This window comes from Cupriavidus ulmosensis, from assembly GCF_977008105.1.
Map to the genome: position 1 here is coordinate 527,654 of NZ_CDRMWP010000002.1, position 26,211 is coordinate 553,864.

The 26,211-nt window shown below is 70.6% G+C and carries 26 protein-coding genes; 12 read left to right on the plus strand and 14 right to left on the minus strand.

Features of this window, described 5'->3' with window-relative positions:
- Nucleotides 1-55 precede the first annotated feature (55 nt).
- The 4 genes from ACWTPI_RS22245 to ACWTPI_RS22260 are packed head-to-tail and all read right to left on the minus strand — an operon-like array spanning nt 56 to nt 3,409.
- Nucleotides 56-763, minus strand: a complete 708-nt coding sequence (locus ACWTPI_RS22245; protein ID WP_020204047.1) for an ABC transporter ATP-binding protein — start codon at nt 761-763, stop codon at nt 56-58.
- Entirely contained in the window at nt 750-1,514 is a 765-nt protein-coding gene (locus ACWTPI_RS22250) for an ABC transporter ATP-binding protein (RefSeq protein ID WP_454732740.1), read from the minus strand. The genes ACWTPI_RS22245 and ACWTPI_RS22250 overlap by 14 nt, the downstream gene beginning before the upstream one ends.
- Entirely contained in the window at nt 1,507-2,538 is a 1,032-nt protein-coding gene (locus ACWTPI_RS22255) for a branched-chain amino acid ABC transporter permease (protein ID WP_454732741.1), read from the minus strand. Before ACWTPI_RS22255 ends, ACWTPI_RS22250 begins: the two co-directional genes overlap by 8 nt.
- 10 nt (nt 2,539-2,548) lie before the next feature.
- The gene (locus ACWTPI_RS22260; protein ID WP_020204044.1) at nt 2,549-3,409 is read right to left on the minus strand and encodes a branched-chain amino acid ABC transporter permease; all 861 of its coding nucleotides are present in this window, start codon (nt 3,407-3,409) and stop codon (nt 2,549-2,551) included.
- A gap of 476 nt (nt 3,410-3,885) precedes the next feature.
- On the opposite strand from ACWTPI_RS22260, the gene ACWTPI_RS22265 reads away from it, so the two are divergent.
- The 3 genes from ACWTPI_RS22265 (at nt 3,886) to ACWTPI_RS22275 (ending at nt 6,770) form a co-directional block, all read left to right on the plus strand.
- Nucleotides 3,886-4,785, plus strand: a complete 900-nt coding sequence (locus ACWTPI_RS22265) for an IclR family transcriptional regulator (protein ID WP_454732742.1) — start codon at nt 3,886-3,888, stop codon at nt 4,783-4,785.
- Nucleotides 4,786-4,890: 105 nt separating this feature from the next.
- Entirely contained in the window at nt 4,891-5,703 is an 813-nt protein-coding gene (locus ACWTPI_RS22270) for an SDR family oxidoreductase (RefSeq protein ID WP_059415106.1), read from the plus strand.
- An 89-nt stretch (nt 5,704-5,792) separates the two neighbouring features.
- Nucleotides 5,793-6,770: a Bug family tripartite tricarboxylate transporter substrate binding protein gene (locus ACWTPI_RS22275; RefSeq protein ID WP_020204041.1), complete on the plus strand. Its 978-nt coding sequence runs from the start codon at nt 5,793-5,795 to the stop codon at nt 6,768-6,770.
- 195 nt (nt 6,771-6,965) lie between these two features.
- On the opposite strand, the gene ACWTPI_RS22280 is transcribed toward ACWTPI_RS22275, so the two are convergent.
- Complete coding sequence (locus ACWTPI_RS22280; protein ID WP_454732743.1) at nt 6,966-8,354, minus strand: MFS transporter; 1,389 nt, start codon at nt 8,352-8,354, stop codon at nt 6,966-6,968.
- Nucleotides 8,355-8,580: 226 nt separating this feature from the next.
- Between ACWTPI_RS22280 and ACWTPI_RS22285 the strand changes: the two genes are divergently transcribed.
- The 4 genes from ACWTPI_RS22285 (at nt 8,581) to ACWTPI_RS22300 (ending at nt 13,526) form a co-directional block, all read left to right on the plus strand.
- Nucleotides 8,581-9,105, plus strand: a complete 525-nt coding sequence (locus ACWTPI_RS22285) for a hypothetical protein (protein ID WP_020204039.1) — start codon at nt 8,581-8,583, stop codon at nt 9,103-9,105.
- 35 nt (nt 9,106-9,140) lie between these two features.
- The gene (gene nikR / locus ACWTPI_RS22290) at nt 9,141-9,608 is read left to right on the plus strand and encodes a nickel-responsive transcriptional regulator NikR (protein ID WP_020204038.1); all 468 of its coding nucleotides are present in this window, start codon (nt 9,141-9,143) and stop codon (nt 9,606-9,608) included.
- Nucleotides 9,609-9,701: 93 nt separating this feature from the next.
- The gene (locus ACWTPI_RS22295; protein ID WP_454732744.1) at nt 9,702-11,885 is read left to right on the plus strand and encodes a TonB-dependent receptor; all 2,184 of its coding nucleotides are present in this window, start codon (nt 9,702-9,704) and stop codon (nt 11,883-11,885) included.
- A gap of 243 nt (nt 11,886-12,128) precedes the next feature.
- Nucleotides 12,129-13,526, plus strand: a complete 1,398-nt coding sequence (locus tag ACWTPI_RS22300) for a Dyp-type peroxidase (RefSeq protein WP_454732745.1) — start codon at nt 12,129-12,131, stop codon at nt 13,524-13,526.
- 21 nt (nt 13,527-13,547) lie between these two features.
- Here ACWTPI_RS22300 and ACWTPI_RS22305 read toward each other — a convergent pair whose 3' ends face one another.
- On the minus strand, nt 13,548-13,988 hold the full coding sequence (locus tag ACWTPI_RS22305; RefSeq protein ID WP_454732746.1) for a GFA family protein: 441 nt from the start codon (nt 13,986-13,988) through the stop codon (nt 13,548-13,550).
- A gap of 182 nt (nt 13,989-14,170) precedes the next feature.
- Here ACWTPI_RS22305 and ACWTPI_RS22310 point away from each other — a divergent pair, with 182 nt between their 5' ends.
- Nucleotides 14,171-14,851: an alpha/beta hydrolase gene (locus tag ACWTPI_RS22310; RefSeq protein ID WP_454732747.1), complete on the plus strand. Its 681-nt coding sequence runs from the start codon at nt 14,171-14,173 to the stop codon at nt 14,849-14,851.
- An 11-nt stretch (nt 14,852-14,862) separates the two neighbouring features.
- Here ACWTPI_RS22310 and ACWTPI_RS22315 read toward each other — a convergent pair whose 3' ends face one another.
- Nucleotides 14,863-16,398, minus strand: a complete 1,536-nt coding sequence (locus ACWTPI_RS22315) for a DHA2 family efflux MFS transporter permease subunit (RefSeq protein ID WP_020204033.1) — start codon at nt 16,396-16,398, stop codon at nt 14,863-14,865.
- A gap of 104 nt (nt 16,399-16,502) precedes the next feature.
- Between ACWTPI_RS22315 and ACWTPI_RS22320 the strand changes: the two genes are divergently transcribed.
- On the plus strand, nt 16,503-16,946 hold the full coding sequence (locus tag ACWTPI_RS22320) for a MarR family winged helix-turn-helix transcriptional regulator (RefSeq protein WP_059415118.1): 444 nt from the start codon (nt 16,503-16,505) through the stop codon (nt 16,944-16,946).
- A gap of 85 nt (nt 16,947-17,031) precedes the next feature.
- The gene (locus ACWTPI_RS22325) at nt 17,032-17,511 is read left to right on the plus strand and encodes a hypothetical protein (protein WP_454732748.1); all 480 of its coding nucleotides are present in this window, start codon (nt 17,032-17,034) and stop codon (nt 17,509-17,511) included.
- Nucleotides 17,512-17,612: 101 nt separating this feature from the next.
- Here ACWTPI_RS22325 and ACWTPI_RS22330 read toward each other — a convergent pair whose 3' ends face one another.
- Nucleotides 17,613-18,002 carry a DUF1484 family protein gene (locus ACWTPI_RS22330; protein ID WP_454732749.1) on the minus strand — a complete coding sequence of 130 codons (390 nt, stop codon included), beginning with the start codon at nt 18,000-18,002 and terminating at the stop codon, nt 17,613-17,615.
- Nucleotides 18,003-18,554: 552 nt separating this feature from the next.
- Between ACWTPI_RS22330 and ACWTPI_RS22335 the strand changes: the two genes are divergently transcribed.
- Complete coding sequence (locus ACWTPI_RS22335; RefSeq protein WP_059415124.1) at nt 18,555-19,586, plus strand: isocitrate/isopropylmalate dehydrogenase family protein; 1,032 nt, start codon at nt 18,555-18,557, stop codon at nt 19,584-19,586.
- A 6-nt stretch (nt 19,587-19,592) separates the two neighbouring features.
- Here ACWTPI_RS22335 and ACWTPI_RS22340 read toward each other — a convergent pair whose 3' ends face one another.
- Nucleotides 19,593-20,243, minus strand: a complete 651-nt coding sequence (locus tag ACWTPI_RS22340; protein ID WP_370552877.1) for a 3-oxoacid CoA-transferase subunit B — start codon at nt 20,241-20,243, stop codon at nt 19,593-19,595.
- Entirely contained in the window at nt 20,240-20,923 is a 684-nt protein-coding gene (locus ACWTPI_RS22345; RefSeq protein ID WP_454733991.1) for a CoA transferase subunit A, read from the minus strand. The genes ACWTPI_RS22340 and ACWTPI_RS22345 overlap by 4 nt, the downstream gene beginning before the upstream one ends.
- 163 nt (nt 20,924-21,086) lie before the next feature.
- Here ACWTPI_RS22345 and ACWTPI_RS22350 point away from each other — a divergent pair, with 163 nt between their 5' ends.
- A complete protein-coding gene (locus ACWTPI_RS22350; protein ID WP_020204026.1) occupies nt 21,087-21,995 on the plus strand; it encodes a LysR family transcriptional regulator in 909 nt (302 codons plus the stop codon).
- Between the two features lie 110 nt (nt 21,996-22,105).
- On the opposite strand, the gene ACWTPI_RS22355 is transcribed toward ACWTPI_RS22350, so the two are convergent.
- From ACWTPI_RS22355 to ACWTPI_RS22370, 4 genes are all read right to left on the minus strand, one after another.
- Nucleotides 22,106-24,418: a molybdopterin cofactor-binding domain-containing protein gene (locus tag ACWTPI_RS22355; protein WP_454732750.1), complete on the minus strand. Its 2,313-nt coding sequence runs from the start codon at nt 24,416-24,418 to the stop codon at nt 22,106-22,108.
- Nucleotides 24,415-24,936, minus strand: a complete 522-nt coding sequence (locus tag ACWTPI_RS22360) for a (2Fe-2S)-binding protein (protein ID WP_082080102.1) — start codon at nt 24,934-24,936, stop codon at nt 24,415-24,417. Before ACWTPI_RS22360 ends, ACWTPI_RS22355 begins: the two co-directional genes overlap by 4 nt.
- 239 nt (nt 24,937-25,175) lie before the next feature.
- Entirely contained in the window at nt 25,176-25,814 is a 639-nt protein-coding gene (locus tag ACWTPI_RS22365; RefSeq protein WP_059415131.1) for a TetR/AcrR family transcriptional regulator, read from the minus strand.
- A gap of 69 nt (nt 25,815-25,883) precedes the next feature.
- On the minus strand, nt 25,884-26,189 hold the full coding sequence (locus tag ACWTPI_RS22370) for a hypothetical protein (RefSeq protein WP_454732751.1): 306 nt from the start codon (nt 26,187-26,189) through the stop codon (nt 25,884-25,886).
- Between the last annotated feature and the right edge of the window lie 22 nt (nt 26,190-26,211).

Below are 26,211 nucleotides of genomic sequence, written 5' to 3' on the forward strand. Positions count from 1 at the left end.
TTCTTCCCTCTCCCGCCTGCGGGAGAGGGAAGAAAATATGCAACACGCGGCGGCGTCAGCCCCCGATATACGCCCGCCTGACCCCCTCGTCCCCGAGCAGCGCGTCGCGGTCGCCCTCCATCACGATGCGCCCGCTCTCGATCACGTAGGCGCGGTGCGCGATGCCCAGCGCCGCGTAGGCATTCTGCTCGGCCAGCAGCACCGTGGTGCCGGCGCGGTTGATGCGCTGGATCACCTCGAACATCTGCTTGACCACCAGCGGCGCCAGCCCCAGCGACGGCTCGTCGAGCAGCAGCGCGCGCGGGCGGCTCATCAGCGCGCGGCCGAGCGCCACCATCTGCTGCTGGCCGCCCGAGAGCGAGCCGGCGGGGTCGTCCTTCTTCTGCCGCAGGATCGGGAACATCTCGAACACCTCTTCCAGCGAGCGCCGGATGCCGGCCGTGTCGCGCCGGTGCACGTAGGCGCCCAGCGTCAGGTTCTTCTGCACGCTCATGGCCGGGAACAGCTTGCGTCCCTCGGGGCAGTGCACCAGCCCGGCCTGCACGATCTGCGACGGCTTCATGCCGGACAGCTCGCGGCCGTCGAAGCGCATGGTGCCGCCGCTGGCGCGGTGGATGCCGCTCATGGCCAGGAAGATCGAGCTCTTGCCGGCGCCGTTGGCGCCGAGCAGCACCACCAGCTCGCCGGCGCCGGCGTGCAGCGTGATGTTGTCCAGCGCGCGGAAGCTGCCGTAGGACAGCGAGACGCGTTCAAGCTGCAACATGGTCGGCTCCCAGGTAGGCTTCGATGACGTGCGGGTCCTGCTGGATCTGCGCCGGCGTGCCCTCGGCGATCTTCTCGCCGTAGTTGAGCACCATGATCTTGTCGGCCAGCCGCATGATCATGTCCATCTTGTGCTCGATCAGGCAGACCGTCTTGCCGTGGCCGACCATCTTGCGGATCAGCCCGGCCAGGCCCACGGTCTCTTCCGGGTTGACGCCGCCAGCCGGCTCGTCGAGCAGCAGCAGTTCGGCGCCGGTGGCCAGCGCCAGCGCGAAGGCCACGCGCTTGCGCTCTTCCTGCGTGATGTCGGCGGCGACCTCGTGCGCGAGGTGCGCGAGGCCGACGAACTCCAGCGCTTCCTCGGCCTTGTCGCGGCACAGGCGCTCTTCCTCGCGCAGCCGGCGCGTGTTGAACAGCACGTCGGCCAGGCCCGAGTGCGTGCGCAGGCGGTGGCCCACGATCAGGTTGTCGAGCACCGTGGCGCGGTCGAACAGATGCGTGGCCTGGAACGTGCGCGCCACGCCCAGGCGCGCGATCTGGTCGGCGCGCAGGCCGGCCACGTCCCGGCCCTTGAACCGGATCTGCCCGGAGGTGGGCGCGTGCGTGCCGGCGATCAGGTTGAAGAAGGTGGTCTTGCCGGCGCCGTTGGGGCCGATGATGGCGTTGATGTGGCCGGTCTCGAACGTGACGGAGACATCGTGCACCGCGGTCAGGCCGCCGAACTTGCGGGTCAGGTTGCGGATCTCAAGCATGGTCGGCTCCTGCGTTGGCTGCGGTTGCGCTGGCCGGCGTGGCGGCCGGCGCGCGATCCTTGCCGCCGCGCCGCGCGGCGGCGGCGCGGCGCGCCTGGCGCTTGAGCCACGAACCGACGATGCCGTCCGGCACGAAGATGATGAGCAGCACCAGCACCGGCCCGAACACCAGCATGCGGTAGTCCTGCAGGAACTGCAGCGTCTGCGTGACCCACGGCACCAGCACCGCGCCCAGCAGCGGCCCGAGCAGCGTGCCGGTGCCGCCCACCAGCATCGCCATCACCATGTCGAAGGTCAGGTCGGTGCGCGCGATGTCGGGACCGAGAAAGCGCACCTGGCCCGCGTACAGCGCGCCGGCAAAACCCGCGTAGCCCACCGACAGCACGAAGGACAGCACCTTGGTGCGCATCAGGTCGATGCCCAGCGCCTCGGCCAGCGCGTCGCTGTTGCGCACGGCCATGAAGCTGCGGCCCAGCAGCGAGGTGACGATGCGGTGCATGAGGAAGGTGCCCGCCGCCAGGAAGAACAGCACCAGGTAGTACTGCGCCTGCACGTTGTCGAACGCGAGCGGGCCCACCGCGGCCGGCACCGGGATGCCGATCAGGCCCACCGTGCCGTGCGTGAGGCTTTCCCACTTTTCGATCAGCAGGTAGATGATGTAGCCGATGCACAGCGTGAAGATCGAGAAGTAATGGCCCTTGAGGCGCAGCGACACCACGCCGACGAAGTAGCCCACCGCCATGCACACCACGCCCGACAGCGCGAACGCCCACCAGAACGGCACCTGGTGGTCCACCGTGAGGATGCCCAGCGTGTACGCGCCGATCGCCATGAAGCCGCCGTGCGCGAGGTTGAGCTGGCCGGTATAGCCGGTGATCAGGTTCAGCCCGAGCGTAGCGATGGCGTAGATGAAGGCCAGCGTCATCACCGTCAGGTAGTAGCTGTTGGGCGTGATGAGCGGAAACGCGACGGCGAGCGCCAGCAGCAGCGCCCAGCCGGTCTTGCCTTGCAGTGTCTTGGTCATGCTGCGCTCCTCAGGCGGTCTTGCCGGCAAACAGGCCCTGCGGCCGGACCGACAGGATGGCCACCAGCAGCACGAAGGCGATGATGTCCTTGTAGTCGGTGGAGACGTAGAAGCCGCCGAAGCTCTCCGCCATGCCGATGATCAGCCCGCCCACGATGGCGCCCGGGATGCTGCCCATGCCGCCGAGGATGATGATGACGAAGGCCTTGGTGATGACCAGGTTGCCCATGCTCGGGTAGACCAGGTTGATCGGCGCGTACAGCGTGGCGGCGATGGCCGCCAGCGCGCCCGAGATGGCGAACACCAGCAGCGTGACGCGCGTGGCGTCGATGCCGACCAGCGCGGCGCCCTCGCGGTTCTGCGCCATCGCCACGATGGTCGAGCCGGTCACGGTGCGCGTGAGGAACAGGTGCAGCAGCACCATCAGGCCGAACGCGGCGGCGATGATGAGCAGGCGCTGCGCCGGCGCGGTCAGGCCGAACAGTTCCACCATCTGGCCGTAGGGCGTGGGCATGCGCAGGAAGTCCGCGCCCCACAGCGCCTGCGCGCCGGCTTCGAGGAACAGCATGATGCCAATGGCGGCGATCATGTCGTGCAGCTCCGGCGCGTTGCGCAGCGGATGGAACACCAGGCGCTCGGCCAGCATCGACAGCGCCGCCACCGCGAGCGCCGCCGCGCCCATCGCCAGCCAGTAGTTCAGGCCGAGCGCGGCCATCATGTAGTACGAGACGTAGGCGCCGGCCATGTAGAACGCGCCGTGCGCGAAATTGGGCACGTGCAGGATGCCGTAGACCAGCGTCAGGCCCAGCGCCACCAGGCTGTACACGCCGCCCAGCGTGAGGCCGTTCAGGACTTGTTGGAGAAACAACATCTCGGCTTACCTCTTTGCGGATCACGAACGAAGACACGCAATCCGCGGCGCGGATGGCGTGGAACGTGCGGCGCCGCGCGAAGGCGGCGCCGCTCATGAGGCGAGGGCGGGATCAGCCGGGCGGTGACGCGGCTTGGCGGGTCGTGCGGTGCATGTTCTGTCTCCTGTGCAATGCCTGTGCAGTGCGGATTGGCGGGGCGAGGGCGATGCCTCGCTGCCGGTGTCGTCGGCCGGTGAAAGCGCGATGCGTTTGCATGCATATGCACTTTCCAGCACGATCGTTCGTTTTCATTGACTGTTGCATACGGCCTGAGGCACAGTCAAGGAATACGGAATAGTCTTCCGCACAGCGAAATAGCCGGCGCAGCCCGTTTTCTTCGGCATGCCGGCGCGGTGCGGAATGCGTCCTCCCGCGGCCCGCGGTCCGCAGTTCACGGCCCGCGGTTTGCAGCCCGTCTCCAGCGTCGCCGCCATCCATGAAGCGCACCTCGTCGATCCCGCTGTCGCCCGCGTCCGTGCCTGTGCCGGCATCCGTGCCCGCGTCCGTGCCCGACGCCGATGCCGATACGCTGCCGCCGTGCGCCGGCGCGCTCGCCGACGCCGCGCGCGACGACCGCAACTTCGTCACCGCGCTGGCGCGCGGACTGGACCTGCTGCGCGCGTTCGGCCCGCACGACGACTACCTCGGCAATGCCGAGCTCGCGCGGCGCGCGGGCATTCCGCGCCCGACCGTCTCGCGCCTGACCTACACGCTCACCAGCCTGGGCTACCTGATCTATTCCGAATCGCTCGAGAAATACCGCCTCGGGCAAGGCGCGATGGTGCTCGGCCAGCGCTACCTCGCCGGCTCGCGCATCCGCGAGATCGCGCGGCCGCTGATGCAGTCGCTCGCGTTCGCCACCGACTGCACCGTGGCGCTGGCCACCGCCGACCGCCACGAGATGGTCTACCTCGAGGTCTGCCAGCCGCGCGGCGCGCTGGTGATGCGGCTGGCGCCGGGCTCGCGCCTGCCCACCGCCACCTCCGCCATCGGCCGCGCGTGGCTGGCCGGGCTGGAAGCGCCGCGGCGCGCCGCCGCCATCGCCGATCTCGAACAGTTCTACGGCAGCCGCTGGGCGCCGCTGCGCGCCAAGCTAGAGCGCGCGCTGCGCGACTACGGCCGGCGCGGCTTCTGCGTGGCGCACGCGGAATGGGACCGCACCGTGAGCGGTGCGGCCGCGCCGGTGGTGCTCGAAGGCGGCGCCGAAGTGCTGGCCATCAACATCGGCGGCGCGGCCACGCGGCTCGCGCCCGAGATCCTCGACGGCAATCTCGGCCCGCGCATCCGCGAACTCGCCGACGCGCTGCAGGGGCGCCTGTGGCAGGGGCACGGATAGACGGGCAACGGGCATCATCGCGCATCGACGCGGCCCGGTGGACATGCGCCGCAAGGGCCAGACATCCAGCAGGCAATACAGACAAAGAAAACAAAGGAGACAACGATGGACATCCGCAACAAGACCGTGATCGTGACGGGCGCCGCCACCGGCATCGGGCGCGCGCTGGCGCTGGCCTTCGCCGCCGGCGGCGCGCGCGGCGTGGCGGTGGCCGACCTCGACGAGGCTGGCGCACGCACGGTGGCCGCGGAACTGGCGCAGGCCAGTCCCGCCTGCCAGGTCTTCGCGCAGCGCACCGACGTGGCCGATGCCGCCGCGGTGCAGGCGCTGGCCGACGCCGCCACCGAGCGCTTCGGCCAGGTCGACGTGTTCTGCTCCAACGCCGGCATCATCCTGCGCAAGGGCCTCGATGCCAGCGCGCAGGAATGGCAGCGCATCTGGGAGATCAACGTGATGGCCCACATCCACGCCGCGCGCGCGGTGCTGCCGCAGATGCTGGCGCGCGGCGAGGGCTATTTCGTCAACACCGTGTCGGCCGCCGGGCTGCTGTCGCAGATCGGCTCGGCGCCCTACGCCGTGACCAAGCACGCGGCCATCGGCTTCGCCGAATGGCTGTCGATCACCTACGGCGAGCGCGGCATCAAGGTAAGCTGCATCTGCCCGCAGGGCGTGCAGACCAACATGCTGTTCGGCGAGGACGGCTCGCGCAAGGGCTTCCTGCAGGCCGGCTCGGTCACGCCGGAGCACGTGGCGCAGGTCACGCTCGCAGGCGTGAAGGACGAGCGCTTCCTGATCCTGCCGCACCCCGAAGTGCTGGAGTACTACCAGCGCAAGGGCCAGGACTACGACCGCTGGCTCAAGGGAATGCGCCGCCTGCACGATAAAGTGATGGCGGAGTTCGGCGGCAGCGTGGTGTAAGCAGTGAGCAAGGCCGCGCGCCGCGCGGCACCCGCAGCATCGGCAGTACCGGTATTACCCAAAAAGCAAAAAAACACCTGGAGACAACCATGCGCAGCAAACCTCTCGCGGCGGCCATGCTGGCCGCCTGCACCGCCTTGTCCGTCCTGTCGGCGCCGCCGGCGCGCGCGGACACCTATCCGTCCAAGCCGATCCGGCTCGTGGTCGGCTTTCCCAGCGGCGGCGCGCCGGACATCCTGGCGCGCATCTTCTCGGAGAAGATCTCGCTGGGCCAGCCGGTGGTGGTCGACAACAAGCCCGGCGCCGGCGGCAACATCGGCGCCGAGGCCGTGGCCCACGCCGCGCCCGACGGCTACACGCTGGCGATGGGCACGGTGGGCACGCACTCGATCAACGGCGCGCTCTACGCGCACATGCCATACGACATGGTCAAGGACTTCACGCCGGTGATCCTGGTCGCGTCCACGCCCAACGTGCTGGTGGTCAACCCTTCCGTGCCGGCCAGGAACGTGCAGGAACTGATCGCGCTGGCCAAGGCCAAGCCGGGCGGCCTCACCTTCGGCACGCCGGGCGTCGGCACCTCGCTGCACGTGGCGGGCGAGCTGTTCAACTCGATGGCGGGCGTCAAGATCACGCACGTGCCCTACAAGGGCCGCGCGATGGCCATCCCCGACCTGCTCGGCGGCCACATCACGATGATGTTCGACAACCTGCCGTCGGCGCTGCCGGTGGTCAAGGAAGGCAAGCTGCGCGCGCTCGGCGTGACCAGCGCCAAGCGCACCGCCTCGGCGCCGGACATCCCCACGCTGGCCGAGCAGGGCCTGCCCGGCTTCGAGGCCGATTCGTGGTTCGCCATCTTCGCGCCGGCCAACACGCCCAAGGACGTGATCGCCAGGCTCAACGCCGAGCTCAACCGCATCTACACGCTGCCCGACGTGCAGGCCAAGCTCAAGACGCTGGGCCTGGACCCGGTGCTCGGCACGCCGGAGAAGCTGGCCAGCTACCAGCGCAGCGAGATCGCGAAGTGGGCCAAGGTGGTGAAGGAGTCGGGCGCGAAGGCGGAGTAGCGCGAGCCTTCCGGCATTCGGCGCCCGGCGCGGGTGCCGGCTTCCCGTGTTCGCCTGCCGCGTCAGCCGACATGGGGAGGCGGCCGCGCCATCGCTGGCTATCCCTGACGTTGCCGCGGACATTGGGCGCCGTGTCCGGGCGTGCTGGCGGCGCCGGCGAACTTCCCCGGCGCCGCCGCGCCACGCGCCCTTCGCTCAGATGTCCGCCTCGGCCGCGCCCTGCGCCTGCGAGCCGCTGCCGCTGCGCAGCCGGCTGAAGCTCACCACCGCGCCCGCCGCGGCCACCGCGGCCGCGACGAACAGCGCCAGCCGGGCCGCGCCGGACGGCTCGATGCTGAACAGCAGCGCGACGATGGCGGTGCCGGTGGTCTGCCCGAGCAGCCGCGTGGTTGCCTGCGCGCCGCTGGCGCCGCCGCTGCGCGCGGGCGGCGTGGCGCCGATCATGGCGCGGTTGTTGGGCGACTGGAACAGGCCGAAGCCGAGCCCGCACATCGCCATGCGCCAGCCGATGCCGAAGCTCGACGCCTCCGGGCCGAGCATGGCCAGGCCGACCAGCCCGCTGCCGAGCAGCGCCAGGCCGATGCCGGCCAGGATGCTGGCCGGATAGCGGTCCGACAGCCGGCCCGACAGCGGCGCCATGACCGCCACCATCAGCGGCCACGGCGTGATCAGCAGGCCGGTTTCGTGCAGCGAGCGGCCAAGCTGGTATTCCAGGTAGAACGGCAGCGCCACGAAGGACAGCATCTGCGCCATGAACGAGCAGAACGAGGTGCCCACCGCCAGCGTGAAGGCGCGGCTGCGGAACAGGTCCACCGGCACCAGCGGCGCGGGCTTGCCGTGCTGCAGGCGCACCAGCCACCAGCCCAGCAGCGCCGCCGCCGCCAGCCCGGCGGCCGCGGCGGCGCGCAGGCCGGCGTGCCCGGCGGCGTCCACGCTGAGGATGAACAGCGCGAACACCACCGTCGACAGCAGCGCGCTGCGGTAGTCGAAGCCGTGCGGCTGCGGCGGCGTGGCCGGCAGCGCGCTGCGCGCGAGCAGCAGCGCGAACACCGCGACCGGCACGTTGATGGCGAACAGCCATTGCCAGCTTGCCACCGACAGGATCAGCGCGCCCACCGACGGCCCCACGGCGATGGTGATGCCGACCACCAGCGCGTTGAGGCCGATGCCGCGGCCGAGCTTGGTGGGCGGGTAGATGAAGCGCACCAGCGCCGTGTTCACGCTCATGATGCCGGCGCCGCCGATGCCCTGCAGCACGCGCGCGGCCACCAGCACCGGCAGCGTGGGCGAGAGCGCGCACAGCAGCGAGCCGAGCAGGAAGATCGCCAGCCCGGTGCGGTACACGCGCTTGTAGCCGAGGATGTCGCCCAGCGAGGACAGCGGCAGCAGGCACACCGTGACGGTGAGCTGGTAGGCGTTGACCACCCAGATGGTGCTGCTCGGGTCGGAGGCGAGCTTGCGCGAGATCGACGGCAGCGCGATGTTGGCGATCGAGCCGTCGAGCACGGCCATGATGAGGCCGCAGAACACGGTGAGGATGGCCCAGGTGCGTTGGGGACGGGGTAGGCCTTGGTGTGGCTGCATGGAGGCGAGGAAGAGAACCGGCGAGGACAGCGCCGCGCGGCTTGCGCGGCCGCGCAATTATCGTCTGCCGCGGCGGTGTCCGCAAATGGCGGCTTCACGGCAGGCCCGCACGCCATGCCGGCCGATGATCTATATTGCAGGCTGGCGCGGCGCCCCGGGCCGCCGCGCCGCCGTTTCGCGGCCGGCCAGCGTGCCCGCCGCGCCGGCCCGGACCTGAAGCGAAACCATGAAGACTACCTCACGATATCTCGGCGGCTGGCTGCTGTGCGCGGCCGCCGCCATGCTGCCGGCCTGCACGCTGCTGCAGCCGGTGGAAACGGCGCAGAAGATGATCGGCGCGCCCGAAGACGCGGTCAAGACCACCTTCGGCAACCCGACCGACGTCTACCACCTGGCCGACGGCACGACCCGCTGGATCTACTCGCGGCAGCCGCTCGGCTACCAGGCCTACGCGGCCGATTTCGACGCCGCCGGCAAGCTGACCAGCTTCCGCCAGATGCTGACCAACGCGGAAATCTACAAGGCCCGCGTCGACGTCTGGACCCAGCGCGACGTGGAAGAGCATTTCGGCAAGCCGCGCGAGCCGGTGCAGTATTTCCCGCTGATGCGGCGCCTGGTGTGGTCCTACCGCTTCCGCCAGGATGGCATGCTGTCCTCGCTGTTCAACTGCTACTTCGACGACCAGGGCGTGCTGCGCCAGGTGCAGATCACGCTCGACCCGCTCGGCGGCGACAGCAGCCGCTCGAAGTAGGCGCGCGCATCCCGTCCGGCCTTCTCGCTCCCATCATGGAACGCTTCACCATTTCGCTGGACAACCAGCTTGCCGAGGAATTCGACCGGCTGATCGCCGAGCGCGGCTACGACAACCGCTCCGAGGCGGTGCGCGACATCCTGCGCAGCCACCTCGACCGCTGGCGCGAGGCCTGCGATGCCGACGGCCCCTGCGTGGCCAACCTGTCCTACGTCTACAACCACCACGAGCGCGAGCTGGCCGAGCGGCTCACGCGCATCCAGCACGCCCATCACAGCCTCACGGTCTCGACCATGCATGCCCACCTCGACAGCGACAACTGCATCGAGACGGTGATCCTGAAAGGCCCGGCCAGCGCCGTGCGGCAGCTTGCCGACGCCATCGGCAGCGAGCGCGGCGTGCGCCAGGCGACGCTGAACGTGGTCATGGCCGAGGCCGACGACTTCCACTCGCACTCCCACCCGCATCCGCATCCCGATCCGCATCCTCACCCGCACGAGTGAAAGACGCCGGACATCCGCACCGTGATGGTGCTTGCCCGGTGGTATGAAGTTTTCTAAAAACTTCATATATTTTCATATTGCAAAAAAATGACGATGCGGGACTACCTCCGGCGCCTGCCGCGCTTCCCGGACCCGGCGGGCGCGCCCGCCATTGCCGGCCTGCCGCGCGCGTTGCGCCGCCGCCCGCTGCGGCTGGCGCTGTGGGCCGCGGCAAGCTGCGGCGCGGGGCTGTACGGCGTCGCCGGCGCGGGCGGCCTGCAGCAGGCCGGGCCCGATGCGCAGTTGCAGGCGGTGACGGTCCGCGGCGCGCCGGCCGAAGCGCTGGCCGGCGACAGCGCCAGCGAGGGCTACGTCACGCGCGAGCAGCTCGAGACCCGGCCGCTGCTGCGGCCCGGCGAGCTGCTCGAGACCGTGCCGGGCCTGATCGTCACGCAGCACAGCGGCGACGGCAAGGCCAACCAGTATTTCCTGCGCGGCTTCAACCTCGACCACGGCACCGACCTCGCCACCACGGTGGCCGGCATGCCGGTCAACATGCGCACCCACGCGCATGGCCAGGGTTATACCGACCTCAATTTCGTCATCCCCGAGCTGGTCGGCGGCATCGCCTACAAGAAGGGCACCTACCATGCCGAGGAGGGCGATTTCTCCGCCGCCGGCGCGGTGCGCATGGACTACGTGCCGAGCCTGCCGCGGGGCATCGCCCAGGGCGAGATCGGCCAGCACGGCTACCGCCGCGGGCTGCTGGCCGACTCGCTCCAGGCGGGGCCCGGCACGCTGCTGTACGGGCTGGAATGGATGGGCGAGAACGGGCCGTGGGTGCTGCCCGAGGGCGTGCACAAGCTCAATGGCGTGCTGCGCTACAGCCTGCCGCTGGGCGGTGGCGAGCGCGTGGCAGTCACGGCGATGGCCTACAAGAACCGCTGGCAGTCCACCGACCAGGTGCCGCAGCGCGCCATCGACCAGGGTTTGATCTCGCGCTTCGGCTACATCGACCCGAGCGACGGCGGCGCGTCCTCGCGCTACAGCCTGTCGGCGGACTGGCAGCGGCCGCTGCCGGACGGGCTGGTCAAGGCCAATGCCTACGTCATCAAGAGCCGCCTGCAACTGTTCTCCGACTTCACCTACGCGCTCGACAACCCCGGGCGCGGCGACCAGTTCGAGCAGTTCGAGAACCGCGTGACCACCGGCGCCAATGCCGCGCGCACGTGGTTCGGCAAGCTGGCCGGGCGCGACGCGGAGACCGAGCTCGGCACGCAACTGCGCTACGACCGGCTCGACCCCATCGCGCTCTACGGCACCGAGGCGCGGCAGGTCTACCAGCAGGTGCGCAGCGACCGCGTCAACGAGACCAGCGCCGCGCTCTATGCGCGCAACGCCGTGCAGTGGCTGCCGTGGCTGCGCACCGTGGCCGGCCTGCGCGCGGACCAGTTCTGGTATGGCGTGGCCAGCGACAACCCGGCCAACTCCGGCAACGGCGGCGACCACATCGTCAGCCCCAAGCTGGGCCTGGTGCTGTCGCCGGGCGCGCATACCGACGTGTTCCTCAACTGGGGCCGCGGCTATCACAGCAACGACGTGCGCGGCGCCACCACCACGGTGGACCCGGCCAGCGGCGCGCCCGCGCGGAAGGTCAGCGTGCTGGTGCCGGCCACCGGCTACGAGCTGGGCGTGCGCAGCGCTGACGTGCTGCCGGGCCTGCAGTTGTCGGCCTCGCTGTGGCGGCTCGACATCGGCTCCGAGCTGGTGTTCTCGGGCGACAGCGGCACCACCGAGCCGAGCCGGCCGAGCCGCCGCACCGGCGTTGAGCTGGCGGCGTACTACGTGCCGGCGCCGGGCATCATCGTTGATGCCGACGCGGCCTTCTCCCGCGCGCGCTACCGCGACCACGACAGCGTGGGCGACGACATTCCCGAAGCGATCCAGGCCACCGCGTCGATGGGCGTGTCGGCCGAGCGCGGGCGCTGGTCGTTCGGCGCGCGCATGCGCTATTTCGGCCCGCGCCCGCTGGTCGAGGACGACAGCGTGCGCTCGGCGTCGTCGTTCCTGGTCAACCTCAAGCTCGGCTACCGCGTGCTGAAGAACGTGCGGGTCTTCGCCGAAGTGCTGAACGCGCTGGGCCGGCGCGCCAACGATATCGATTATTACTACGCCTCGCTGCTCAAGGGCGAGGCCTCGCCGCCCGGCGCCGGCGGCGCGCCCGCGGGCATCGACGACCACCATGTCCATCCGGCCGAGCCGCGCACCCTGCGCGTTGGCGCGACCTGGAATTTTTGACGGGTTTCCGGGCATTTTTGCGATGTTGGCGCGGGTTGGGCGCGGGTCGGGAAGGTCGGCGCCGGCCGGCGTTTCATCATCCTTACGAAGTAGAAACGCCGCATCACTCCCCTGCAATCGATCTAATTGCACCGCCACGCCGAGTGCCTAGAGTGGTTGAGCCGCGCCAGCCGCGCCTTGCCCGGCAGGAGGCGGCCGCATCCGGGGGAACCGGTCACGTCCAATCTCCAGCAAGGAGGAAATATGGACCTCGATCTCAGCCAGACCTTGTCATGGAAGAAAAGCCTCGCCGCCGCCACGCCGAGCGCGGCCGCGGAGCTTGCCATGCTCAGCGACCTGCAGGGGAACATCCTCAAGGGCCACGGCCGGCACAGCACGGCCAATCTGTTCCTGGTGTTCGATCCGGCCCGGCAGGCCGCGAGCCGGCACTTCCTGTCTTCGCTTGCCGTGCAGATCGGCTCGGCGCTGGACCAGTTGACCGGCGCGCTGGTGTTCAAGGCCTCGGGGCTGGACGCGGGCACTTTCGTTTCGCTGCTGCTCACCGCCAAAGGCTACGACGCGCTGGGTCGCGCCGACGCCAGGCCCGGCGACGTCGCCTTCCTCGCCGGCATGAAGACACGCCAGTTGGGCGACCCGGCGCCGTCTACCTGGGGCGGCGCGTTCGCCGGCGACGTGCACGCCATGATGCTGATCGCCAGCAGCACCGCCGCGCAGCGCGACCGCGACGCGGCGCAGTTCCGCCAGCTCGTGGCCGCCACGCTGGGCGCGGTGCGCATCGCCGGCGAGGAGATGGGCAACGCGCTGTTCAACAGCGACCAGCAGGGCATCGAGCATTTCGGTTATGTCGATGGCCGCAGCCAGCCGCTGCCGCTGCAGGAAGACGTGGACAACGAGCAGCAGAACACGGACGGCATCGACAAGTGGAACCCCGCCATTCCGCTGAGCCAGGTGCTGGCCAAAGACCCGGGCGGCAAGCTCGCGGTGAGCTTCGGCAGCTATTTCGTGTTCCGCAAGCTGGAGCAGGACGTGAAGGCCTTCAAGGCGCGGGAGGACGCGCTGGCCGACACGCTCGGCGGCATCGGCGAGCGCGCCGGCGCCAGCGTGGTGGGCCGCTTCGAGAACGGCACGCCCGTGGTCGCGTCCGCGGACGAGCTGCCGTTCGCGGCGCCGGGCGTGCCCAACAACTTCAGCTACGCGGGCGATCCCGATGGCCTGAAATGCCCGTTCGCCGGGCATATCCGCAAGAGCAACCCGCGCGACGGCATCGCCAACTCGAAGAGCCACCTGATGGCGCGACGGGGCATTCCCTACGGCGCGCGCAGCGACGATCCCAACGACGGCCGCATCGACAACAAGCCGTCCGGCGGCGTGGGGCTGCTGTTCATGGCCTACCAGAGCGACATCGCCGGGCAGTTCGAATTCACGCAGGTCAAGTGGGTCAACAACGTCGGCTTCCCCGGCAGCGGCACCGGCATCGATCCCGTCATCGGGCAGCCGGCCGGCGGCGGCAAGCAGCGCTGGCCGGTGGTCTACGGCCAGACGCTGAGCGATCCGCTGGATTTCTCCGGGCACGTCACGATGAAGGGCGGCGAGTATTTCTTCGCGCCGAGCCTGTCGTTCCTGCGCGGGCTGGGCGCGTAGGCGGCGCGCGCCGCCGGCGTTTCAGAAGCCGGCCTTGTGCAGCGGGCCGTCCCAGTCGTCGAGGTACTTGGGCAGGTTGTCGGCCACGTCCACCACGCGGTGGCGGTAGAACAGGTGCATGGCCGGCTGTAGCGCTTCGGGCAGCGTGCCGCCGGCGGCGCGCGCGAACAGGCTGTTGGGCACCACCGACATGCCCAGGCGGTTGATGCCGAACAGGGTCTCGCCGCAATGGCGGCAGAACTGGCGCTGCAGCGCGCGGGTGGCGTGGTGATAGGTGGCCACGTGCCCCGCGCCGTGCGCAATCGTTACCTGCGCGGGCTCCCAGGCGGTGGCGGCGAATACCGGGGTCGCGTAGAAGTCGCGGCAGGCCTGGCAGTGGCAATTGGCTCTCGCCACCGGCTCGCCGGCGATGCGCAACCGGACCTGGCCGCAAAGGCACGCCAGCGTGGCGGGAATCGGCATGGCTGTCTCCTGTCTTGGTATGGCGAGGTGCATTCTACTTGCGGCCGGGCGCGGCCGCTCGCGGGCTGCCGGGCGGCGCGCCGGCCATCGTGCGCCCGGCGCATTACAATGCCGGGTCGCCGCGCATCTGCGCGCGCCGCTTTCCATCTTCCGCGCTCCTCGCCCCTGGCCCCTCGCCCCTCATGTCCTCGCTTTCGTCTTCCTCTCCCGACAACACGCTCTGGTTCGACGGCGCCGCCGGCCGCGTCGAGGCCCTGGCCGACACGCCGCCGGGCGCTCTCAAGGGTATCGCCGTGATCGCCCATCCGCATCCGCTGCTCGGCGGCAGCGCCACGCACAAGATCCCGGTGGCGCTGGCGCGGCTGTTCGAGGCGCGCGGCTGGCTCGCCGTGCGCCCCAATTTCCGCGGCGTGGGCGGCACGCAGGGCCAGCACGACGCGGGCGAGGGCGAGACCGAGGACACCCTGGCGGTGGTCGGGCAGCTCATGCGCGCGCATCCGGGCCTGCCGCTGGCGCTGGCCGGGTTCTCGTTCGGGGCTTATGTGCAGACGCGCGTGGCGCAGCGGCTCACGGCCGGCGGCGAGCGCGTGGCGAGCCTGGTGCTGGCCGGCATGCCGGCCGGGCCGGTGCCGGCCGGGCGCAGCTACGACACCCCGGCGGTGCCGGCCGGCGCCCTGGTCGTCCACGGCGAGCAGGACGCCAACGCGCCGCTGCAGGGGGTGTTCGACTGGGCGCGCCCGCAGGAGCTGCCGGTGGTGGTGGTGCCGGGCGCCAACCATTTCTTCACCGGCAAGCTGCCGGTGTTCCAGCGCGCGGTGGCGCAGTACCTCGACCAGCAGGCGCGCGCGGCCGGCGCGGCCTGAGCGCGCGGCCTTCAGTCCATCGCCGCGTGGGCGACCGCCTCGTCGGCGTGGTGGCTGGGCCGGATCAGCAGGATCAGCGGCACCACCAGCAGCGTGGCCACGAACATGACCTTGAAGTCGTTGAGGTAGGCGATCATCGCCGCCTGCTGGTTGATCGACTGGTTGAGCACGGCGAGGTCGTAGCGCGAGCCGCCGGCCAGCATCGACTGCATGGCCGGGTTGAAGATGCTGACGTTGGCGGCGAGGTCGGCGTGCGCGACCTGGGTGTTGCGCGTCATCAGCGTCTGGATCACCGAGATGCCGATGCTGCTGCCGATATTGCGCATCAGGCTGTAGGTGGCGGTGCCGTCCGCGCGCAGCTCGGGCGTCAGCGTGGAGAAGGTCAGCGCGCTCAGCGGCACGAACACCAGCCCCAGCCCGAAGCCCTGGATGATGCCGGGCCACACGATGTCCGACACCGACAGCACGATGGTGTACTGCATCATCTGCCACAGCGCGAAGGCCGAGATCAGGAAGCCGCAGAGCAGCAGCAGGCGCGCGTCGATGCGCCTGAGCAGGCGCCCGGCCAGCAGCATGGCCAGCATGGTGCCGGCGCCGCTCGGGGCCGTCACCAGCCCGGTGGTGGCGACCGGGTAGCCCATCAGGTTCTGCAGCATCGGCGGCAGCAGCGCGCGCGTGGCGTACATCACCGCGCCGATCACGAAGATGAAGCAGGCGCCGGTGGTGAAGTTGCGGTCCCTGAGCAACTGGTAGCGGAAGAAGGAGCCGGGGCCGGCCGTGGCCGTGTGCGCGATGAAATACAGAAAGGCCAGCGCCGCCAGGATGGCCTCGACGCGGATCTCGAGCGAGCCGAACCAGTCGAGCTGCTCGCCGCGGTCCAGCATGGCCTGCAGCGCGCCGATGGCCAGCCCCAGCGTGACGAAGCCGAAGGCGTCGAACTTCACGCTGCGCCGCGGCGCCCGGCTCGGCAGGAACGACAGCACGCCGGACAGCGCGAAGGCGCCGATCGGCACGTTGATGAAGAACACCCAGCGCCAGTTGTAGCTGTCGGTCAGCCAGCCGCCCAGCGTGGGGCCCAGGATCGGCCCCACCATCACGCCCATGCCCCACACCGCCATCGCCTGGCCCTGCTTCTCGCGCGGGTTGATGTCGAGCAGGATCGACTGCGACAGCGGCACCAGCGCGGCGCCGAAGAGCCCCTGCAGCAGCCGCGAGGCGACGATCTGCGCGAGCGTCTCGGACAGTCCGCAGAAGGCCGACGCCACCGTGAAGCCGGCGATGGAGATGGCCAGCAGCCGCTTGACGCTGAGCCGGTCGGACAGCCAGCCGGTCAGCGGCGTGGCGATCGCCGCGGCCACGATGTAGGAGGTCAGCACCCAGGTGATCTCGTCCTGCGAGGCGGACAGGCTGCCCTGCATGTGCGGCAGCGCAACATTGGCAATCGTGCTGTCGAGCGTCTGGATCAGGGTCGCGGCCATGACCGCGATGGTGATCATGGGCCGGTTGAGCGGCGTCTCGGCGCGCGCGGGCACCGCTAGGGAGGACATGTCGGGGGACGGCCTGGCAGGATGATAAGCATGCTTATTATACGGCGGCGGCGCCCATGCGTGGCATGCGCGGGGCGCCGCCCGGATCTTTGTACAATCGCTGCATGGAAACGAAACTCGAAAAGCGCTTTGGCTTCCTGGTCTCGGATGTCGGGCGCCTGTGCGGCAAGCGCTTCGACGACCTAGCCAAGTCCTCGCTCGACCTGACCCGCGCGCAGTGCCGCGCGCTGGCCTACCTGAGCCACTACGGCGAGGTCAACCAGGCGCGGCTGGCCGACCTGCTGGAGGTGGCGCCGATCTCCGCCGGCCGCCTGCTCGACCGCATGGAGGAGGGCGGCTGGATCGAGCGCCAGCCCAACCCCGACGACCGCCGCGAGCGCGTGGTGCGCATGACGGACAAGGCGGAGATGGCGCTGGACAAGGCGCGCCGCGTCGGCGACGAGGTGGCCGCGGAAGCGCTGGCCGGCCTGAGCGCGCACGAGCGCGACCAGCTGATCGGCCTGCTGCGGCGCGTGCGGGTCAACCTCGGCACCATCGTCGACAAATAAACGGGTGCGCGGGTTCTGTTCGCCCTAAAGTTTCGCGGGATCGTGCCGATGATGTGGTCATCCCCAACGTAACGGACAACCCGACATGTCGAGCATCAGCGTAGTCAACCCGCAGGTGACGCTGCCCGGATCGAGCGCCCCCGTCAACGCCGCCCAGGCCGACAAGCAGGGCAATCAGGACAGCCAGGCCGCGTCCGCGTCGTCGGCATCGTCCGGTGCTGCCGCGGGCGGCCGCGTTGCCGACCCGTCGCTGTCGGGCGCCGCGCCTGCCGGCGGCGCCAGCGGCTCCAGCAGCGACAGCAGCAGCGCCGAGTCCGACACCGTCAAGCAGCTGAAGAAACAGATCGCCGACCTGCAGAAGCAACTGGCCGAGGAACAGCGCCAGCTCCAGTCCATCCAGGCCAGCAAGATGGACGACGAGTCCAAGGCGGCCGCGATGGGCGCGATCCAGTCCCAGGTCGCCTCCACCTCGGCATCGCTGCAGACGGCCATGGGCGCGCTGACCCAGGCCCTGCTGGCCGAGAGCGGCAGCGCCTCGGGTTCGATGGTCAACACCACGGCCTGAACCGCCGGGGCCCGCGCCGGCCCCCGGTTTCCCGGTCCTTGTCCTTGCCGCTTCCTTGCTGCTTCCCGGCCGCCGCCGCGTGGTAGCGGCGCGCGCCCGGCTCAGAGCACCTGCCGCAACTGTCCCGTTGCCTTGTCGAGCTGCTGCTTGAGCAGCTTCAGCAGGCAGTACATGCCGTAGGCATCCTCCGATCTCTCGCTTTGCATATCCGCCAGCGTCAGCACGCTGTCCAGCCCCGCGCCGACGTTCTCGAGCTCGGCGCAGCCGCTGGTCACGCGCTGGCGGATTTCCTCGCCCAGCACCTCGATCAGGCCGGCAAGCTCGGGCACGCGGGAATCGGGTTTGGGGCCGGCGGCGACGGCCAGGTCGATCAGTTCGGTGATGAGCTCGCCGTGCTGGCTGAGGACGGAGCCGGACGGCAGCGGCGCGCTGGCGGTGGTGCCGGCGGTTGCGGCGGCGGGCTTGGTGCTGTTGCGGGCGTTCTGGCGCAAGGGAGCCTCCCTGGAATTGGCGGCCCGCCTGCGCTTGTTCCCATGCAAGGGAAGCGGACCCGGAAAGATCGCCTGGCGGTTCTGCGCTGCTTCCCCGGCGCCATGCGTGTTGCCTGTGCGCGTGGCACGTTGGCGGTAGCGTGCGGCCTGTTGCCCGTGGGGCCAGACCGTCGGTGTTTGCGGTGCTGCGGTGCTGCGGTACTTGCGGTGTCTGCCGGCGCGACTGCCGCCGCCGGCATCAATCAATGCCGGCACGGTTGCCAGCACCGCTGCCGGCACCAATGCCGCAGCCCCGGCGCGACGCATGCGGTGCGCCTGGCACGCAGGCAACCCGATCAGCGATTCTTGACGATCGGGGTCGGGGGTGTCAAGCCGGCGCGCGGCGTGGATTTGTGAACTTTGTGTTTCGGCGTGGCGCGTCCCGGCCGCCGCCGGGACTGGTGTCACGCGGCACTGGCGTACTGGCGCGGCCCCATCGCGCACGCCGCCGCGCGCCGCGGCGCGCCCGATCACCTATCCTTGTAAACCTGATTTCAACCACAGGACGCCCAAATGGCCACCGAAACACCCAAACAGATCCCCGCCACCCTGATTCCCGGCGACGGCATCGGCCCCGAAGTCGTGGAAGCCACCGTCAAGCTGCTGGACGCGCTGGGCGCGCCGTTCTCCTGGGACGTGCAGCAAGCCGGCATGGCCGGCATCGCGCAGGGCGGCGACCCGCTGCCCGAGGCGACGCTGGAGAGCATCCGCCGCACCGGCCTGGCGCTCAAGGGGCCGCTCACCACGCCGGTGGGCGGGGGCTTCCGTTCGGTCAACGTGCGCCTGCGCGAAGCGTTCAACCTCTACGCCAACGTGCGGCCCGCGCGCACGCTGGTGCCGGGCCGCTTCGAGAACATTGACCTGGTGCTGGTGCGCGAGAACGTGGGCGGCTTCTACGTGGCGCACGACTACTACATCGCCGTGGGCGACGACCCGCACGCGGTGGCGGTCTCCACCGGCACCAACACGCGCGACGCCTGCCGGCGCATCGCGCGCTTCGCCTTCGAGTACGCGGTGAAGAACGGCCGCAAGAAGATCACCGTGGTGCACAAGGCCAACATCCTCAAGGCGCTGACCGGGATCTTCCTCGATGCCGCGCGCGAGGTGGCGCAGGACTACGCGGGCCGCGTGGAGATGGACGACCGCATCGTCGACGCCTGCGCCATGCAGCTCGTGCTCAATCCGTGGCAGTTCGACATGCTGCTGTGTACCAACCTGTTCGGCGACATCCTCTCGGACCAGATCGCCGGGCTGGTGGGCGGCCTGGGCATGGCGCCGGGCGCCAACATCGGCGAGAGCGCCGCCATCTTCGAGGCCGTGCACGGCTCGGCGCCGGACATTGCCGGCAAGGGCATCGCCAACCCGATCTCGCTGATGCTGGCCGCGGGCCTGATGCTCGAGCACGTGGGCCGGCAGGACCTCGCCACGCGGCTGCGCGGCGCCATCGACGCCGCGCTCAACCAGGACCAGGTGCGCACCGGCGACCTCAAGGGTTCGGCCACCACCCAGCAGTTCACCGATGCCGTGGTGAAGCGCCTGGCCTGATGCGTCTCAGGCCAGCAGCGGCGCCTCGGTCAGCGCCTGCAGGCGCGCCAGCGTCATGCCTTCGGCCATCGCCTCGACCTGCAGGCCGGCGGGCGTGACGCGCAGCACCGCGAGGTCCGTGTAGATGCGCCCGACCACGCCGCGCGCGGTCAGCGGCAGGCGGCAGCGCTCCAGCAGGCGCGGGCGGCCGTCGCGCGTGGTGTGTTCCATCAGCACCCACACCGCGCGCGCGCCGTAGGCCAGCTCCATCGCGCCGCCCACCGCGGGCGGCGTGCCGGGGTCGCCGCGGGTCCAGTTGGCGAGGTCGCCGTTGGCGGCCACTTCATAGGCGCCGAGGATGGCCAGGTCGAGATGGCCGCCGCGCATCATGGCGAAGCTCAGCGCCGAGTCGAAGATCGCCGCGCCCGCGCGCAGCGTGACCGGCTGCTTGCTGGCGTTGATGAGGTCGGGGTGTTCCTCGCCGGCCGGCGGGCGCGGGCCGAGGTGGAGGATGCCGTTCTCGCTGTGCAGGAAGACCTCGCGCCCGGCCGGGATCAGGTCGCCGACCAGGGTCGGCAGGCCGATGCCGAGGTTGACGTAGGCGCCGGCGGGAATGTCCAGCGCCGCGCGCCGCGCGATCTGCTCGCGGGTCCATCCGGTCATGGCCGTCGTCGTCATCGCCCGCCTCCATATCGCTGGTCTGCCACCACCACCCGGTGCACGAAGATGCCCGGCGTCACGACCTGTTCCGGGTCGAGCGCGCCGGCCTCGACCATGCCGTCCACTTCGGCCGCCACCACGCGCGCGGCCGTCGCCATGACGGGATTGAAATTGCGCCCGGCGAGGTGATAGTCGAGATTGCCGAGGCGGTCCGCGTGGCGGCCGCGGATCAGCGCGAAGTCCGCGCGCAGCGGCAGCTCCAGCACGTGCCGCACGCCGCCGATCTCGCGCACGGGCTTGCCCTCGCCGAGGATGGTGCCGGCCGTGATCGGGCAGTAGAAACCGCCCAGCCCGGCGCCCGCGCAGCGGATGCGCTCCACCAGCGTGCCCTGCGGCACCAGTTCGAGCTCGATCTCGCCGCGCCGGTAGGCGTCGCGGAACGCCGTGGCGCCGGCGGTCAGCGGGTAGGAGCAGACCAGTTTGCGCACGCGGCCCGCCGCGATCAGACTGGCCACGCCCTCGCCGTCGTAGCCGGCGTTGTTGGAGATCACCGTGAGGCCGCGCGCGCCGTGCGCCAGCACCGCGCCGATCAGGCCGCCGGGCAGCCCCGAGCTGCCGAAGCCGCCCACCATCACGGTGGCGCCGTCGTGCAGGCCGGCCACGGCCTCGCCGCAGTCGGCCACCTGCTTGTTCACCAGTTCCATGCCGGGCACGCTCCCGCTCCGCGCGCGGCGCCGCGCGCCGCCAAGGCAAGCATCATGCGGCCTGCGCGGCCATAGGTGCAAGTATCGCTGGCTTAATCTTTGATAAGCTCGCCTTATCGATATGGCAAAGACCGGGAACCCGGGGGAGACGCGCGCGATGAACCTGGAACTGCGCCATTACCGCTATTTCGTGGCGCTGGCGGAAGAACTGCATTTCGGCCGCGCGGCGGAGCGGCTCGGCATCTCGCAGCCGGCGCTGAGCCAGCAGTTCCGCTGGATCGAGCAGCAGGCGGGCGCGCCGCTGCTCGCGCGCGACAAGCGCCGCCTGGCGCTGACCGAGGTCGGCCGCGTGTTCCACGAGGAAGCCGCCGGCATCCTGCGGCAGGTGCGCCAGGCGGAGCTGGCCACGGCCAGCGCCAGCCGCGGCGATGTCGGCAGCGTGTCGATCGGCTACGTGGCCTCGGCCGCGCTGTCGGGCCTGCTGCCGGGGCTGGTGCACCGCTTCCGGCAGGAGCATCCGGCGGTCGTCATGGCCATGCGCGAGACCGACGTGCCGGCGCAGCTGGAAGCCGTGGCGCGCGGCGAGCTCGACATCGGCTTCGTGCGCCCGCCGCTGCGCGCGCTGCCCGAAGGCGTGGCGCTGTTCGACATCGACGCGGAGCCCGTGGTGGTGGCCCTGCATGCCACGCACGCGCTGGCGCGCCGCGCGCGCGTCGACGTGGCGCTGCTGCGCGACGAGACCTTCATCTGCACGCACACCGAGCACGGCACCGGCTTCTATGCCATCACGCAGGCCATCTGCGGCCATGCCGGCTTCCAGCCGCGCGTGGAGGCGCTGTCGCGGCAGATGGCCACCATCATCAGCATGGTGGCGGCCGGCTTCGGGGTGGCGTTCGTGCCGGCCTCGATGCGCGCGTTCGCGCCGCCGGACGTGGTATTCAAGCCGCTCGCGCGCAACGACGTGCTGTCCCACCTGGCGGTGATCCATCGCCGCAACGAGCGCTCGCCGGCGGTGCTGCAACTGCTGGCGCGGTGCCGCGAACGGAAGGGCCCGCGCCGCAAATAGAAAAAGGGCCGGGCGCGGCGGAGGTCCCGCCAGGCCCGGCCCTGCGCGGCGCCGGGGCTTGCACCCTGGCGCCCGCCGCGGCGTCGTTATGTCGTTACGTCGTTATGTCGTTACGCCTTCAGCTGCTCGCGGATCGGCAGCGCGCGGATGCGCTTGCCGGTGGCCGCGAAGATGGCGTTGCACAGCGCCGGCGCGATCACCGGCACCGCCGGCTCGCCCACGCCGCCGAGCGGCGCGTCGAAGCTGCCCGGCACCAGGTGCACGTGGATCGCGCGCGGCGCGGACGGCGCGCGCATCACCTCGTACTGGTGGAAGTTGTCCTGCTGGACACGTCCGTCCTTGAAGGTGATCTCGCCCGTGGTGGCCAGGCTGATGCCCATGATGCAGGCGCCTTCGACCTGGGAGCGGATGCGGTCCGGGTTGACCTGCGCGCCGCAGTCCACCGCGATGTCGATGCGCGGCACGCGGATGCCGCCATCCTTGTCCACCGCCACCTCGATCACCGCCGCCACGTAGGTCACGAAGCTGTAGCACACCGCCAGCCCGAGGCCGCGGCCCTTCGGCAGCTTCCGGCCCCAGCCGGCTTCGCGCGTGGCCACCTCGATCACGTTGCGCATGCGCGCGATGTCGAGCGGATACTGCTGCGGCGATTCGCCGTAGTTCCACGCGTCGGACAACTGCGCCGGATCGATCTTGCGGTCCGGGCCCAGCAGCGCCAGCAGGTAGTCGCGGTGGTCGCGCCCGGCCGCGGCGGCCAGCTCGGCCGCGAACGATTGCACGGCGAATGCGTGCGGGACGTTGGACACCGAGCGGAACCAGCCGATGCGCGTATGCGCGGGCACGTCCGGGTTCTCCACGCGCACGTTGGGGATGTCGAACGGCACGTTGACCGCCGACATGCCCAGCTCGAACGGCGCCTCGTTCTTCGAGCCCGCCACGAAGATCGAGCTGATGCTCGACGCCGCGGTGCGGTGCAGCCACGCCTGCGCGCGGCCGTCGGGCGACAGCAGCGCCTCCATGTGCTCGACCGAGACGGTGTGGAAATAGTCGTGGTGCAGGTCGTCGTCGCGCGTCCATGTGACCTTGACCGGCTTGCCGTCCATCGCCCTGGACAGCAGCGCGGCCTCGGCGGCGAAGTCCGGCTTGGACTTGCGCCCGAAGCCGCCGCCCAGCAGCGTCACGTGCACGGTGACGTCGGCGGGCTTGAGGCCGAGGTGCGCGGCCACGGTCTCGCAGGTGGCCTGCGGCGCCTGCACCGAGGTCCACACCTCGCACTTGCCGCCGGCCGCGCGCGCGGTGGCCACCGGCGGCTCCATCGTCGCGTGCGCGATGTGCGGCAGGTAGTACTGCGCGGTGACGCGCTTGCCGGGGCCGGCCAGCGCGGTCATCGCGTCGCCCTGGTTGCGCACCACCTTGCCGGGCTGGCTCGCGGCCTTTTCCATGCTGGCGCGGAACGCGGCGGACTCGTAGCTGGCGTTGGGGCCGTCGTTCCACTGGATCTTGAGCGCCTCGCGGCCCTTGATGGCCGACCAGGTATTGGTGGCGATCACCGCCACGCCGCCGAGCGGGTGGAACATGGCCGGCTCGGGGCTGCCGGCGATCTCCACCACCTTGACCACGCCGGGCACCTTCATGGTCTCGGCGGCATCGAAGCTGGCCACCTTGCCGCCGTACACCGGCGGGCGCGCCACCACGGCGTACAGCATGCCGTCCAGGCGCACGTCGATGCCGTACTGCGCGCGGCCGGTGGCGATGTCGTGGCCGTCGATGCTGCGCGTGCTGTCCTTGCCGATGTAGCGGAACTGCGCCGGGTCCTTGAGCTTGAGGCTGGCGGGCGCCGGCACGGGCAGGCGCGCGGCGTCCTGCGCCAGCGCGCCGTAGCCGAGGCTGCGGCCGCTGGCAGTGTGCACCACCGCGTGGTTGCGCGCCTGCACCTCGCTCACCGGCACGCCCCAGCGCGCCGCGGCGGCGCTTTCCAGCATGCTGCGCGCGCTGGCGCCGACGCGCCGCATCGGCTCGAAGAAATGCCGCACGCTGCGCGAGCCGTCGGTGTTCTGGTTGCCGTAGCGGGTTTCGTCGGCCGGGGCCTGCACCACGCGCACCTGCGCCCAGTCCGCCTCGAGCTCGTCGGCCACCACCATCGGCAGGCTGGTGCGCACGCCCTGGCCCATCTCCGAGCGGTGGCAGACGATGGCGACCTTGCCGTCCTCGCCGATCGAGAGGAACACCAGCGGGCTGTCCACCGCGCCGCCCGGCATGCCGTCGCGCCCATATTTCTTGGCTTCCTCGGCGGCCAGCACGATGCCGTCCAGGCCCACCGTGAGCGTCAGGCCGGCGACCGCGCCAATGCCCTTGAGCCAGCGGCGGCGCGCGGCCGATTGCGGGCCGGCGGCCGCGCCCGTGAGGTTGTCGCGCGCGTTCATTGGGCGCTCCGCTTGGCGGCGGCCTTGCCGGCGCCCGGTTTCGCACCCGGTTTGGCGCCCGCTGCGCCCGACTTGGCCACGTGCTGGATCGCCGCGCGGATGCGCGTATAGGTGCCGCAGCGGCAGATGTTGCCGCTCATGGCGCCGTCGATGTCGGCCTCGGTCGGATGCGGGTTCGAATGCAGCAGCGCCGTGGCGGACATCAACTGGCCCGCCTGGCAGTAGCCGCACTGCGGCACGCCGAATTCCTCCCACGCGGCCTGCAGCGCCTGGCCGGTCTTGTCCGCGGACAGGCCTTCGATGGTGGTGATCTTCTTGCCGTCCGCGGCCGAGATCGGCGTCACGCACGAGCGGATGGGCTGCCCGTCGAGGTGCATGGTGCAGGCGCCGCACAGCGCCATGCCGCAGCCGAACTTGGTGCCGGTCAGGCCGAGGTGGTCGCGCACCGCCCACAACAGGGGGGCGTCGTCGGGCAGGTCGATCGAATGCGGCTGACCGTTGATCGTGATTGTTCTCATGATTTTGCGGGGGATTGGTCGAGCGGGGAGGGATGGCCGGCATCGGGGCCGGCCGCCTGCGCTGCGGCGCGCCAGCATGAAGGCTGTAGCGGCAACGTTGCGCTACGCGCATTGTGATGCCGCCACCCGGGGCGCGGGAATGGCAGGATCGGGATTTCTGAATTCCGGAAAATGGAATCGAGAGGCCGGCGCGCGCGTCGCGCCGGGAAAGGCCCCCCGCCGGGTGCTCGCGTGCCGGGCTACGCCTCGGGCAATGCGCGCGCCGCCGCCAGGTACAGGCGCACCAGTTCGCGCGTTTCCTTCGCCACCGCGCGGCGCAGCGCCGGCTTGTCCGGGTCGGCGCCGCGCGCGCCCAGCACGCCCTTGAGCAGGAGCAGCAGGACCGCCGCCATCGCCTCGGCGCGCGCCGCCGGCACGTTGGGCGCGGCGTTCTTCAGGATGGCCAGCATGCCCTGCCGCATCGCCGCGCGGAACTGGGCGCGCCTGTCGTCGCTGCCGGCGCCCGCGTCGAGCAGCGCGATGGCGAAGCTGCGCTCGGCCTTGAGCGCCAGCATCGAGTCCACCAGCGCCGCCGCCAGTGCCTCGGTCGACAGCGCCGCGGCGCGCCGCTCCACTTCCGCCAGGCCGTCGATGGCCAGCCGGGCGTAGCGCATCAGCAGGGTGTCGGCCAGCGCCTCCTTCGACGGAAAGAAGCGGTAGAGCGAGCCGATGGCCGTGTCCGAGCGCGCCGCGATCTCGGTCATGGTGGCGGCCTCGTAGCCTTTTTCCAGGAAGAGCTCGGCGCCCGCCGCCAGGATCGCCGCGACGCGGATGCGGCCGCGCTCGCGCTTCGGTTCGGTGGCGCCGGCGCCGGGCTGGCTGCTGGGTTCGGAAGACATGTCGGCGGAGTGTGCGATGGGACGATAGGCGAGCCAGGCATGCTAGCACGCGGCCCGCGCCGCCCGCGTTCAGCGCCGGCCGCGCTGGACCTTGCCGAAATGCAGCGACAGGTAGATGCCCATCGCCAGCGCGCCCGCCAGCAGCACCGCGAGGTCCGCGCCGGGCGCCAGCCCGACCGGATGGCGCGACAGCAGCAACAGGCCGGCCACCAGGTTGAGGAAGCCCCACAGGCTGTTGACCACGGGCGGGGAATCGCCGACGCCGCGCGGGCGGCCGAACGGCGTGGGAAACGGCATGCCGCGCAGGCCCGAGCTCAGGTGCGGAATGCTGTTGCAGAGCAGTGCCCCGCACAAGAAGGTGGCGAAGTGGATCATGGCAAAAGGCAGGGGAAACGAA